Source organism: Flagellimonas taeanensis (genome assembly GCF_003584105.1).
Lineage (GTDB): Bacteria > Bacteroidota > Bacteroidia > Flavobacteriales > Flavobacteriaceae > Flagellimonas > Flagellimonas taeanensis.
In genome coordinates, this window is record NZ_QXFO01000011.1 from 248,759 (window position 1) to 260,593 (window position 11,835).

The following is an 11,835-nucleotide window of genomic DNA, read 5'->3' on the forward strand; positions in this document are numbered from 1 at the left end:
ATTTATAATGCTAAAACACAAGCCTTTATTATGTGTATTCTCGTTATTTCTTGTCATTAATATTCTTAAAGCCCAGAACCAAATAACAGAGAAATACCGCAAATATTTTGAAGAATCTAGAGAAATGGTATACCTACATGTAAGTAAGGATATATTTCTTCCAGAGGAAGAAATTTGGTTTAAAGGTTATTTGTATGACCAAAAAAAAGCAGAACCATCAAAAATTTCAAGAACAATCAATGTGGGGATATATGATAGTTTGGGTGTCTTAAAAAAAGAACAGCTTTATTATTTGAATGAGGGCTATTTTAAAGGGAGTGTAAAAGTGGATTCAACTTTTGCCCATGGGCGTTATTTTTTAAAAGCAAAAACGAACTGGATGAGAAATTTTAATGACAGAAATTCCTTTATAAAAGAATTTTTGGTTGTTAAATCTGACATAAAGGTTAGGGAGAAGCCCCTAAATCTGGAAAATTTAGATTTTCAGTTTTTACCAGAGGGAGGGAACCTGGTATCTGGTATAAAGAATATTGTAGGAGTTAAAGCCCTTGATCATTTGAACAAGCCCTTACAATTGAAAAATATTGAGATTGTTGACGAGCATGGGAAACAACTTGTATTGATGGAAACCAACGACCTTGGTCTAGGTAAATTTGAAATAAATCCTGATACCGATACTGGTTACTTTGCCAAAGTGACAACATCATCTGGACAGGAAGTAAGTATTAAAATGCCAAAAGCTTATCCCAAAGGAATCAACCTAAACATATACGATAATCCATACAAAGAAGAAGTTTTGGTGCAGGTTGAAGCCAATGATTTAGCACTGGAGAATGGGGATATTAAAACAAATTTGGTTCTGCACAAAGATGGTGAAGTCATATCTGAACCAGTCTTGTTATCAAAAAAATCCAAAATCTATACTATTTATTTTGATAAGACTAAATTGATGGCAGGCGTAAATATCCTAACCTTATTTGACGAAAAAAACAATCCTATAGAAGAGAGACAATTTTTTGTTTGGAAAGGGATGGGAGAAAATAGAATTGAAGCCTATGTGGCTCACTCCATACAACCGAATGACTCTTTAGAAATAGTGTTAAATTCAAAAGTTGCCCAGCCTATGGGGCTTAGTGTCTCTGTTTTACCAAAGAATACAATGGCATATCATGGGAGTAATAATATATACGAACAATTTTATCTCAGACCGTATGTAAAAGGTGTTATCGAAAATGTTGACTATTATTTTACAAATACGGATAACAAAAAAAAATACGAGATGGATTTGCTTTTGTTGACTCAGGGTTGGAGTAGATACAATTGGCATGAGATAATAAACGGGAAATTTCAAACAACCTATAGTCCAGTAGATGGATTGAACCTTTATGGTTTTTTGAATGAAAAGTTGAAACGGGAAAGTATTTTGATTCATAAATCTATTGTGCATGAGCCAACAGAAATAAGCCTATCATCTGAACAAGATAAATTTTTAGTCACCAATTTTTATCCAATTATTGGAGAAAACATTTTCTTTTCCAAGAAAGATAGTCAGGGAAAATTATCCAAGTTGGATATGTATGCCCGTTTGTCAAACAACTATTTTCTCGAGGATAAAATTGTTGTTTCTGGTTACGAAAAGTTCAATATGCTCAATAGAGGTAGCAGTATCATTTATGAAGATGATGATGATTTTGAATTACCGGAACTAAGTGCAGAGGAAAAACTAATTGCTTTGGATAATGTTACTGTTATTGAGCAAAGCAAACTTGAGAAAGATGCAAGAAATAATTTGCGGGTTCCTAGATATTTGGCGAATAAGATTACCGTTGTTGATAAAGAATTAGCTTCGACATTTAATACGGTTGCAGATTTGTTGCGCTCAAAAGGCTATGAGATACGTGAGGATTTACAGGCTTTTGATGGTGGCAGCAATGAATTTATTAGTAGGTTCAGAATAAAATCGCGCAGGGGTGGTGGGGTAAATATGTTTTTAGATGATGTTTTACAGCCTAATTTAGATGTGTTTTACAATATGCCCTTAACGCAGGTAGAGAGTTTTTATGTGGATAGGATATCTAGGTATATGGGCACAAAAGCCGGCAATATGGAAACGGTGTATATTTTTTTGAGACATGGCGAAGAGTTGAATCTAACACAAGGTCAAGATTTTATGTCCAGAAATTCTTTTAAATTTAAAGTGGACAAGGGGTTCGAGAAACAAAAGGAGTTTTACAACCCTAAGTTTAAGTCATTTACAGATTCAGCTTTTGAGAATTTTGGACTGATTCATTGGGAGCCATTAATATGGATAGACCAGGATAACAACTATAAATTTAAAATTCCAAATTACGGGTATGACAAATTAAAACTTGTGATTGAGGGAATGGGAGAGGACGGAAATTTATATTCTGATATTAAAATACTGAGCGCAGCTAAACCCAACTAAAAATCAAGTTTCTTCTTACGTAGCTCAAAATTCTGCCCCAGATATACCTTTCGTACCATTTCGTCCACGGCCAGCTCCTCGGGAACACCTGCTTTTAGGATTCCCCCTTCGAACATGAGATAGGAGCGCTCTGTGATGGCCAAGGTTTCCTGTACGTTGTGGTCTGTGATCAGGATCCCGATGTTCTTGTTCTTCAATTGGGCCACGATGCGCTGAATGTCTTCCACGGCTACGGGGTCCACTCCGGCAAATGGTTCGTCCAGCAAGATGAACTTGGGGTCGGTGGCCAGTGCGCGGGCTATTTCCGTACGTCGGCGTTCACCTCCGGACAGTAAGTCGCCCCTGTTTTTTCGAATGTGGCCAAGGCCAAATTCGTCAATCAAGGATTCCATTTTCATGTGTTGCTCCTTTTTGCTCAATTTGGTGAGCTGCAACACGCTGAGGATGTTCTTTTCGATACTGAGTTTGCGGAACACGGAGGCTTCTTGTGCCAAATAGCCTATGCCGTTCTGGGCCCTTTTGTACATTGGGAAGCTCGTGATGTCCATGTTTTCGAGGTAGATGTTGCCTCCATTGGGTTTGATCAGCCCCACGATCATATAAAAAGAAGTGGTCTTTCCTGCTCCATTGGGTCCCAAAAGACCTACAATCTCTCCTTGGTTCACTTCCAGCGATATGCCTTTCACGACCTTACGGCCCCGATACGCCTTCATGATATTTTCTGCACGTAGCTTCATAGGAATGGGCCAAAACTAAACATATTCTTTTTCTGTGGGGTGCTCTTTTGGATTTTTTTAAGCATCGTTCTCCTCCAAGGCTTCCCAAAATTCGTAGGCACGGCGTAAATGGGGTACAACGATGGTACCTCCCACCAAAGTGGCGATGCCCAGGGTCTCCATTACCTCCTCTTTGTTGGCACCTGCCTTTCTGGAGCTTTCCAGATGATATTTCACACAATCGTCGCAACGGAGTACGGCCGAAGCGACCAGTCCCAACAGTTCCTTGGTCTTCACATCAAGGGCACCCGCCATGTAGGCATTGGTGTCCAGGTTGAAGATGCGCTTGATGAGCTTGTTGTTGTCGGCAAGCAATTTTTCGTTCATTTGGGAACGATAGGCATTGAATTCCTCTACTTTATTTGGCATCCTTTTTCGCTTTTTCTTTTTTGGCCTCTCTTTTTACGACCATTCTGGAGATATGGATACTTATCTGATATAAGATCAGTACCGGGATGGCAACCACGATTTGGCTGGTAACATCCGGGGGTGTAATGATAGCAGATAATATCAGGACAATGACCAAGGCCATTTTCCTATATTTTTTTAGGATCTCGGGGGTCACCAATCCCACTTTGGTCAAGAAATAGATGACGATGGGAAGCTCGAACATGATGCCGCAGGCAATCACCGATGCCCTTACCGTGGAAACATAAGATGCCAAATCAATTTGATTGAGCACTTCTTCACTGACTTGGTAGGTCCCCAAAAAGTTGATGGAGAGTGGGGCCACCACATAATATCCGAAGAGTACCCCCAAAAAGAACAGGAAAGAGGCTGTCAAGATAAAGCCCCTGGAATGCTTTCTTTCGTTTTCGTACAGTCCTGGGCTGATGAATTTCCAGAGTTCATATAAAATATAGGGGAATCCAAGGATGACCCCGGCCCATATAGAGGTCCAAATGTGTGCAGAGAACTGTCCGGCCATCAACCGGCTTTGGATCGTGATGGGAAGGGAATCCCCGCAAAACTCGGATGTTACCCCAAAGTAAGTGGCAATCTGGCAAAAGAACCTGTAGGTGGGAAAGTCCATGTTCTTGGGCCCGAATAGGATAACGTCAAAGATGAAACCCTTGAACACAAATGCCACGCAGGCGATGATGACCACGGCAAGGGTTGAGCGTACAAGATGCCAGCGCAATTCTTCCAAATGGTCCAAAAAGGACATTTCATCCGGATTTTTCTTTTGTTTTTTTGCCATTATAGGATTCCCTCGTTTATAAGGTTATGGATATGGACCACGCCGGCATAATTGCCCTCATCAAAGGCCAATAGTTGCGATATGTTCTTTTCTTGGAGCAGCTTGAGTGCCTTTACCGCAAGGGTGTCCACTTTCACTGATTTTGGATCGGGGGTCATGATGTCCCTGGCCGTGAGTCCACTGATATTGTCATGTTTGCTGAGCATCCTTCGGATATCGCCATCGGTCACTATGCCAATGACCTTGCCATTTTCGGTCACAGCAGTGACACCGAGCATCTTTTTGGAAATCTCTATGATGACTTCTTTTACGCTCGCATTTACATCGACCTCTGGCTTTTGGTTGTTCACTACAATGTCCGCTACACGCAAGTATAGTTTTTTGCCCAATGAACCGCCTGGGTGATATTTTGCAAAGTCAGCACTGCTGAAACCCCTGAGCTCCAATAGGCAAATTGCCAGTGCATCGCCCATGGCCATTTGTGCCGATGTGCTTGTGGTGGGGGCCAGATTATTGGGGCAGGCTTCCTTTTCCACATAGGAGCTGAGCACAAAATCCGCTTGTTTGGCCAAAAAGGAATCCATGTTGCCCGTTATGCCTACGAGTTTGTTCCCTCCGCTTTTGATCAGGGGAAGCAAAGCTTTGATTTCGGTGGTGTTGCCACTTTTTGAAAGGCAGATGACAATATCGTCCTTCTGGATGGTGCCCAAATCCCCGTGGATAGCATCTGCAGCATGCATGAAGATGGCCGGGGTTCCGGTGGAGTTGAGCGTGGCTACAATCTTGGAGGCCACAATGGCACTCTTTCCAACCCCTGAGACCACGACCCTTCCCTGGGATTCCAATATATATTGGACAGCATGGGCAAACTGATCATCAAGTTGACCGACCAAATCCCCGATGGCCTTGCTCTCTATTTCAAGTGTTCGTTTTGCAATGGATAAAATGGACTGTCTGTCGCTCAAGGTAATTAACGGATTATCTGATTGTATTCCTAAAAGAATGTCTTATATTTAAGATTACAAAATTAATCAAACTATCTTTTACAGACTATAAAGGAAGATAGAATACTTCTTACTTTTGATGGACATTAAAAAATAAAGATTCAACGGCCTTTAGGTTGCTTGTCATAAAAAGAAAAATGCGGAAATGAGCTTAATGAATACTGATTTGCATTCCTCTCTCAAAAAATATTTTGGTTTTTCTAAATTCAAAGGTCTTCAGGAAAATGTGATCCAGAACATTATGGATGACAAGGATACTTTTGTGATCATGCCTACGGGCGGCGGGAAATCACTCTGTTACCAATTGCCCGCCATAATGAAGGAGGGGACGGCCATCGTGGTGTCGCCATTGATTGCCCTGATGAAGAACCAGGTGGATGCCATCAGGGGTATATCCGAACAGAACGGTATAGCCCATGTGCTGAACTCTTCGCTGACCAAGACCGAGATTAAACAGGTGAAGCAGGACATTGCCAATGGGATCACCAAGCTTTTATATGTGGCACCGGAATCCCTGACCAAGGATGACAATGTTGAATTCTTACGGAAGGTGCCGCTCTCTTTTGTTGCTGTAGACGAGGCCCACTGTATCTCGGAGTGGGGACATGACTTTAGGCCCGAGTACCGCAACCTGAAGGGAATCATCAATCGTTTGGGGGACAATATCCCCATTATTGGGCTTACGGCCACGGCAACCCCAAAAGTGCAGGAAGACATTATCAAAAATCTGGGCATGACCTCCGCAAAGGTGTTCAAGGCATCGTTCAACAGGCCCAACCTGTTCTATGAGGTGCGCCCCAAGACCCCAAATGTGGATGCGGACATCATTCGCTTTGTGAAGCAAAACCAAGGCAAGTCGGGCATTATTTATTGTCTGAGCAGAAAGCGGGTGGAAGAACTGGCCCAAGTGCTGCAAGTGAACGGAATAAGCGCGGTTCCCTACCATGCCGGCTTTGATGCCAAGACCCGCTCCAAATACCAGGATATGTTCTTGATGGAGGAAGTGGATGTAGTGGTCGCCACAATTGCCTTTGGAATGGGCATAGACAAGCCCGATGTAAGGTTCGTGATTCATCACGACATCCCGAAGAGCATCGAAAGCTACTATCAGGAAACGGGCCGTGCAGGAAGGGACGGTGGCGAGGGTCACTGTCTGGCATTCTACGCTTACAAAGATGTGGAAAAACTCGAGAAGTTCATGTCCGGAAAGCCCGTGGCCGAACAGGAAATAGGTAGTGCGCTGCTCCAAGAGATCGTGGCCTATGCCGAAACTTCCATGTCACGCCGGAAATTCATTCTCCATTATTTCGGGGAGGAGTTCGACGAGGTGAACGGTGAGGGTGCCGATATGGATGACAATGCAAGGAACCCCAAACCCAAGGAAGAAGCCAAAAATGAAGTGGTGAAACTTTTGGGTGTGGTTCGTGACACCAATGAAAAGTTCAAGGCCAAGGAAATCGTTAGGATATTGGTCGGCAAGGTCAATGCGATGATCTCGTCCCACAAAACCGATGAGAAGCCCTTTTTTGGTATCGGGTCCGAAAAGGACAAGGCTTATTGGATGGCTTTGATACGGCAGGTGCTCGTGGCCGGCCTTCTTAAAAAGGAAATAGAACGATATGGCATTCTGCACTTGACGGATGCTGGGAAAAAATTTCTGGAGAAACCGGAATCCTTCCTCATGACCAAGGACCATACCTACACGGAAGAAAGTATGGAAGCCGAGGCCATAGCTGCAAAATCTATCGGTGCCGTAGCAGATGAAAACTTGTTGAAATTGCTCAAGGACCTTCGGAAAAAGGAGGCCCAAAAAAGAGAGGTACCCCCTTTTGTGGTATTCCAGGATCCTTCATTGGAAGATATGTCCCTCAAATATCCCATAACCATGGACGAGCTCCTCAACATTCAGGGGGTAGGGGAAGGAAAGGCCAAAAAATATGGACAACCCTTTTTGGACCTGATCAACAAATACGTTGAGGAAAACGATATTGTAAGACCCGATGACCTTGTGGTGAAGAGCACCGGGGCCAATTCAGGATTGAAGCTGTATGTGATTCAAAGCATTGACAGAAAATTGCCGCTGGACGATATCGCCTCCGCGAAAGGTCTGGAACTTCCCGAGCTGATCAAGGAAATGGAGCAAATCGTGTTCAGTGGTACCAAACTCAATATTGGGTACTGGATAGACGAAATTCTGGATGAGGACCAACAGGAAGAAATCCATGAGTATTTCCTGGAGGCCGACACCGATTCCATCTCGCAGGCCATCGAGGAGTTCGATGGCAGTTACGAGGATGAGGAACTTCGGCTCTACCGATTGAAATTTATAAGTGAAGTGGCGAATTAATATCCGCTACCCCAATCACTTCCATTTGCGGTTATCATCGCTATGATGAATCCGAAATACAGGATGAACAGCACCAAATAGATCAAGGAAAATACCAGACCGATGTAGGCCAGGATCTTACCGGTCTTTACATTGCTGTAATCCGTATAGTTCCCAGGATTTTGTTGGTACAACTGGTTAGCGGTCTTGGCTTTGACCAATGCGATGATACTGAAGATGGCCCCAAAAGGGCCGCAGCAAAACAAGGTGCCGACAATGGAAATGATTCCCATTGTCAGCACTGTACTTGCCCCAGGTAAGGGTTGTTGGCTCATAAACTATTATTGGTATTGTTCCAAAATTTCTTGCATTCTTTCAGGGTCTTGTAGGGTTTCCCATCCAAAGAAGGAAATGGCCCATATAAAATAGGCGAGCGCCAATACGTTGAGGATAATTCCAATAATGGCCAGTATTCTACCTGTTTTTACATTTTGTATTCCATCGTAAATTTCCGGATTTTCGGCATATAGTTTCATTGCCTTATTGGCCAAGACCAGGGCAATTATGCCAAAAATCAATCCAATGACGCCATAGCAGCAGCAAGTGACGATTGATATGATACCAAATACAAGGATCAGTGTTGCATTTGGAAGTTTTTGTTGTTCCATAATTTTGGTTTTTTAATTAAACAGTTTATTCATTTTGATGATGTAACTCACTATAATCACTCCCGCAACCGTCAGCATCAGTGCCAATCGAATCTGATGGGAGAATCTAAATTTCACAAACAGGTTGGAAATCAGAAAAAGCAGCAGGAGGATGATTGGGTAAATGGCCGGATACATTTTAAATGCGGCCGCAAACTCTCCGTGCAGCAATAGGTCCACAGAACGCTGCATGCCACAACCGGGACAGTCCAGCCCTAACAACTTTTTGTTGAGACAGGGGAGCATATAGTCCTTCAGGCTAAGGGAGAATATGGTCGGTTGTAGGTGCATCATAGCTGTAACAGCCGAAAAATACTATTATTTTTGCTTATGGGATTCATCTTTCCCATCATTTTTTTAACAGATAATTAAGTATGGGCATTTTTAAGGTCGGGGACAAGGTAGAGGTACTGGACGAAGCCATTTCAGGTACTGTGCAGAAAGTGGACGGGGACAAGGTCACCCTGATTACCGATGAGGGTTTCCCAATGCAGTATCCTGCAAAAGATCTGGTGAAAGCGGGAAGGGAAATCTCCATCTCCAATTTTGAGGTGGCCCAAGTGAAAAAGGAAAAGGAACAGCCGAAACGGAGAAAGGCCACGGGCACAAAGCCAAAGGAGCGCCTTGCCCCCAAGATGGAAGTGGACCTCCACATCCATCACTTAGTGGAATCCACCAGAGGACTCAGTAATTTCGATATGCTCAATATCCAATTGGAAAGGGCCAAGGGACAATTGGAATTTGCCATGCAGAAGCGCATCCAAAAAGTGGTGTTCATCCACGGTGTGGGTGAAGGAATCTTAAAGGAAGAGCTACATTATCTCTTCAGGAAATATGAAAACGTGAAGTACTATGATGCCGATTACCAAAAATACGGGCTGGGTGCTACAGAGGTCTATATTTTTCAGAACCCTTAGTTGGTAGGGATGGCAGTGGTTACTTCACCAAACTCGGAGATGTTCAGGTTGGTGATGCGTTCCCCATTGCCAGTGACAAAAGAAATCCCGCTCAAATTTATGGTATGGACAAAGTTGGTGCTGTCGGCATCCATGATGGTCTCTATGAAAACCAACCCATCCTCGGCCTCGACTTCGTCGGCCACAACAGGGTCTGCGGCGGGGATGTCATCACAGAAATAATTTTTGCTTACATCATCTGAAAAAATGCGGTAAGTGATCTGTGACTGTCCGGGCACGGTGCTTTCCGTGACAATGGTATCGCCTATAACGCCCCTGTTGAGTACGCCGCTTTGGAGTTCCAATATCAATGCCTCATTTTCATTGATCTTGAAGAGTATGTTTTTGGTTGTTGTACTCGGCGCGGTGCAATATTGCAGGGAGACACTGTCAAAATCAATGGTCTCTATCTGAAGGTCACCATCACTGCAGGAAAAAAACATTCCGGCACAAAGCATCGAAAGGAAGAGTTTTCTCATGCACCAAATTTAAAGCAATTCCATTTTAATACCCCAATCCTCTCCGTCACTTTAAAAGAAATTAACTTTATTTCCCGTATTTTTGCCCCTCTAAAATCACAACTGGACCATGCAAAAAGTGTATCTGGACAATGCGGCCACAACGCAGGTAAGGGATGAGGTAATCGCAAGAATGCAGGAGGCCTTGGCCGTGCATTATGGGAACCCGTCCTCGACCCACAGCTTTGGAAGGTCGGCAAAGACGATGGTGGAACAGGCAAGAAAGACCATTGCCAAAACATTGAATGCCCAACCTTCGGAAATCATCTTCACATCGGGTGGCACGGAGGCCGACAATATGATTTTACGTTGTGCCGTCAGGGATTTGGGGGTAAAGACCATCATCACCTCCAGAATAGAGCACCATGCCGTGCTGCACACTGTGGAAGAGTTGGAAAAAGAATACGGTACTGCGGTTTGGTATGTGGACCTGGACGAGTTCGGCAATCCAAAAATGGAGCATTTGGAAGAACTCCTTCAGAAAGATGGTTCCAAAAAGCTGGTCAGCTTGATGCATGTGAACAACGAGATCGGAAACATTATGGATATTGAGGCGGTCGGGAAGCTATGCAAGGCGAACGGGGCCCTTTTCCATTCCGATACCGTACAGTCCATTGGTCACTACCCATGGGATGTGCAATCAGTATCCATCGATTTTATGACGGCTGCCGCACACAAGTTCCATGGTCCCAAGGGCATTGGTTTTGCATTTATCAGAAAAAATTCAGGGTTGAAACCCATGATCGTGGGCGGTGCCCAGGAAAGGGGATTCAGGGCCGGTACCGAACCTTTCCACAATATCGTGGGGCTGGAAGAGGCCTTTGTGAGGGCATACGAACATTTGGAGCAAGAGACCAAGGCCGTAAAGGAACTCAAGAGGTATTTTGTGCAAAAAGTGAAAGAAGAAATTCCAGAAGCTGCCTTCAACGGGCTTTCAGGCGATATGGACAAGAGTACTTATACGCTTGCGAATGTGCGCCTGCCCTTGGACAAACAAAAAGGATTGATGCTTCTGTTCCATTTGGACATGAAAGGAATTGCCTGTTCCAAAGGAAGTGCATGTCAATCGGGCAGTGATAAAGGATCGCACGTGCTCACCGAAATCCTATCGGACGAAGAACTGGAAAAACCATCATTGCGGTTTTCATTTTCCATGTACAACACCAAGGAAGAGTTGGACTATACCGTTGGGGTGCTCAAGGAGTTTGTGCAAGGGTAATCAATCCCTGTCCCTTTTCTTTTCCTTGTCATAAGGGAACTTTCGGGATGCCGTTTTCATCATCTTGTCGATGAGTTCCGTGGTGTTTTTCCCCGTTTTTTTTGTGATTTCGTTTTCGTATTTCCAGAGCAGCTTGCCCGTTTCCCCATCACTGACCTTCACTCCGATCCTGCCATAATTGGCATCGCCGCTGAAATAATCGAAAAGACTGAAATCTGTGGGTACGCCTTCGGAAAGCAGGATATTGAGGTTGAGGTTTCCGCTGATGATGCCGTCCACATCCAATATATCGCAGAGCTCCTGCGTAGTGAAGGTGTCAATATTGTTGTATTCGATACCGTTCTGGGCCAAAATGGCATTGGTGTTCCGGATGTTCTGGAAATCCACATTGAACTTTTTCCGCTTTTTTCGTTTGGCGAAATAGGTCTCCAGGGCATCCTGCACCGCATAGCCCTCCCTTTGTGCCAAAACCTTCAGTTCGTCGTTGTCCACGGCCTTCTTCAGTTCCAAATGGGCAATAAAGGGAACAATGGCCAGCATTTCATGATCTTCGGTGAGGTCGTCGAAACGGGTGTTCTCATAAATGTTCTTTTGGGCCGATGCAAAGACCGCTGTGCACAGAACAAAAATGAAGACGATTTTTTTCATGATCATATTTTTTTACGGGGAACAGGCTCTTGAT

At 44.0% G+C, this 11,835-nt stretch carries 13 protein-coding genes; 4 read left to right on the forward strand and 9 right to left on the reverse strand.

Annotated features, from left to right (window positions below):
- Positions 1–7: 7 nt before the first annotated feature.
- Positions 8–2,446: a hypothetical protein gene (locus D2V93_RS05985; protein WP_119618789.1), complete on the forward strand. Its 2,439-nt coding sequence runs from the start codon at positions 8–10 to the stop codon at positions 2,444–2,446.
- On the opposite strand, the gene lptB is transcribed toward D2V93_RS05985, so the two are convergent.
- Genes lptB through D2V93_RS06005 form a run of 4 tightly spaced genes read right to left on the reverse strand, consistent with a single transcriptional unit; the run spans position 2,443 to position 5,388 of the window.
- Complete coding sequence (lptB, locus tag D2V93_RS05990) at positions 2,443–3,183, reverse strand: LPS export ABC transporter ATP-binding protein (RefSeq protein WP_072877456.1); 741 nt, start codon at positions 3,181–3,183, stop codon at positions 2,443–2,445. The genes D2V93_RS05985 and lptB overlap by 4 nt on opposite strands.
- Before the next feature lie 57 nt (positions 3,184–3,240).
- Positions 3,241–3,591, reverse strand: coding sequence for a carboxymuconolactone decarboxylase family protein (locus D2V93_RS05995; RefSeq protein WP_072877458.1), 351 nt, complete (start codon positions 3,589–3,591; stop codon positions 3,241–3,243).
- Positions 3,581–4,423 carry a twin-arginine translocase subunit TatC gene (gene tatC / locus D2V93_RS06000; RefSeq protein WP_072877460.1) on the reverse strand — a complete coding sequence of 281 codons (843 nt, stop codon included), beginning with the start codon at positions 4,421–4,423 and terminating at the stop codon, positions 3,581–3,583. The genes D2V93_RS05995 and tatC overlap by 11 nt, the downstream gene beginning before the upstream one ends.
- Entirely contained in the window at positions 4,423–5,388 is a 966-nt protein-coding gene (locus tag D2V93_RS06005; protein ID WP_072877462.1) for a KpsF/GutQ family sugar-phosphate isomerase, read from the reverse strand. Before D2V93_RS06005 ends, tatC begins: the two co-directional genes overlap by 1 nt.
- A gap of 184 nt (positions 5,389–5,572) precedes the next feature.
- Between D2V93_RS06005 and recQ the strand changes: the two genes are divergently transcribed.
- The gene (recQ, locus tag D2V93_RS06010; protein ID WP_119618790.1) at positions 5,573–7,774 is read left to right on the forward strand and encodes a DNA helicase RecQ; all 2,202 of its coding nucleotides are present in this window, start codon (positions 5,573–5,575) and stop codon (positions 7,772–7,774) included.
- Here recQ and D2V93_RS06015 read toward each other — a convergent pair.
- Genes D2V93_RS06015 through D2V93_RS06025 form a run of 3 tightly spaced genes read right to left on the reverse strand, consistent with a single transcriptional unit; the run spans position 7,771 to position 8,754 of the window.
- The gene (locus D2V93_RS06015; RefSeq protein ID WP_119618791.1) at positions 7,771–8,088 is read right to left on the reverse strand and encodes a CCC motif membrane protein; all 318 of its coding nucleotides are present in this window, start codon (positions 8,086–8,088) and stop codon (positions 7,771–7,773) included. The genes recQ and D2V93_RS06015 overlap by 4 nt on opposite strands.
- 6 nt (positions 8,089–8,094) lie before the next feature.
- The gene (locus D2V93_RS06020; protein WP_119618792.1) at positions 8,095–8,421 is read right to left on the reverse strand and encodes a CCC motif membrane protein; all 327 of its coding nucleotides are present in this window, start codon (positions 8,419–8,421) and stop codon (positions 8,095–8,097) included.
- A gap of 12 nt (positions 8,422–8,433) precedes the next feature.
- Positions 8,434–8,754, reverse strand: coding sequence for a DUF2752 domain-containing protein (locus D2V93_RS06025; protein ID WP_245978102.1), 321 nt, complete (start codon positions 8,752–8,754; stop codon positions 8,434–8,436).
- A gap of 80 nt (positions 8,755–8,834) precedes the next feature.
- Here D2V93_RS06025 and D2V93_RS06030 point away from each other — a divergent pair, with 80 nt between their 5' ends.
- Positions 8,835–9,377, forward strand: a complete 543-nt coding sequence (locus tag D2V93_RS06030) for a Smr/MutS family protein (RefSeq protein ID WP_119618793.1) — start codon at positions 8,835–8,837, stop codon at positions 9,375–9,377.
- Here the strand turns inward: D2V93_RS06030 and D2V93_RS06035 are convergent.
- Positions 9,374–9,895 carry a hypothetical protein gene (locus D2V93_RS06035; protein ID WP_119618794.1) on the reverse strand — a complete coding sequence of 174 codons (522 nt, stop codon included), beginning with the start codon at positions 9,893–9,895 and terminating at the stop codon, positions 9,374–9,376. The two genes, D2V93_RS06030 and D2V93_RS06035, sit on opposite strands and share 4 nt — an antisense overlap.
- A gap of 109 nt (positions 9,896–10,004) precedes the next feature.
- Here D2V93_RS06035 and D2V93_RS06040 point away from each other — a divergent pair, with 109 nt between their 5' ends.
- Positions 10,005–11,153, forward strand: coding sequence for a cysteine desulfurase family protein (locus D2V93_RS06040; RefSeq protein ID WP_119618795.1), 1,149 nt, complete (start codon positions 10,005–10,007; stop codon positions 11,151–11,153).
- On the opposite strand, the gene D2V93_RS06045 is transcribed toward D2V93_RS06040, so the two are convergent.
- Positions 11,154–11,801 (reverse strand): hypothetical protein, encoded by a 648-nt coding sequence (locus tag D2V93_RS06045; protein WP_072877891.1) that lies wholly within the window; start codon positions 11,799–11,801, stop codon positions 11,154–11,156.
- Positions 11,802–11,835 lie beyond the last annotated feature (34 nt).

Coding starts and splice junctions, on each gene's coding strand:
- D2V93_RS06030 (WP_119618793.1), top strand. CDS start 8,835: ATGGGCATTTTTAAGGTCGGGGACAAGGTAGAGGTACTGGACGAAGCC.
- D2V93_RS05985 (WP_119618789.1), top strand. CDS start 8: ATGCTAAAACACAAGCCTTTATTATGTGTATTCTCGTTATTTCTTGTC.
- D2V93_RS06025 (WP_245978102.1), bottom strand. CDS start 8,754: ATGATGCACCTACAACCGACCATATTCTCCCTTAGCCTGAAGGACTAT.
- recQ (WP_119618790.1), top strand. CDS start 5,573: ATGAGCTTAATGAATACTGATTTGCATTCCTCTCTCAAAAAATATTTT.
- D2V93_RS05995 (WP_072877458.1), bottom strand. CDS start 3,591: ATGCCAAATAAAGTAGAGGAATTCAATGCCTATCGTTCCCAAATGAAC.
- lptB (WP_072877456.1), bottom strand. CDS start 3,183: ATGAAGCTACGTGCAGAAAATATCATGAAGGCGTATCGGGGCCGTAAG.
- D2V93_RS06035 (WP_119618794.1), bottom strand. CDS start 9,895: ATGAGAAAACTCTTCCTTTCGATGCTTTGTGCCGGAATGTTTTTTTCC.
- D2V93_RS06020 (WP_119618792.1), bottom strand. CDS start 8,421: ATGGAACAACAAAAACTTCCAAATGCAACACTGATCCTTGTATTTGGT.
- D2V93_RS06040 (WP_119618795.1), top strand. CDS start 10,005: ATGCAAAAAGTGTATCTGGACAATGCGGCCACAACGCAGGTAAGGGAT.
- D2V93_RS06045 (WP_072877891.1), bottom strand. CDS start 11,801: ATGAAAAAAATCGTCTTCATTTTTGTTCTGTGCACAGCGGTCTTTGCA.
- tatC (WP_072877460.1), bottom strand. CDS start 4,423: ATGGCAAAAAAACAAAAGAAAAATCCGGATGAAATGTCCTTTTTGGAC.
- D2V93_RS06015 (WP_119618791.1), bottom strand. CDS start 8,088: ATGAGCCAACAACCCTTACCTGGGGCAAGTACAGTGCTGACAATGGGA.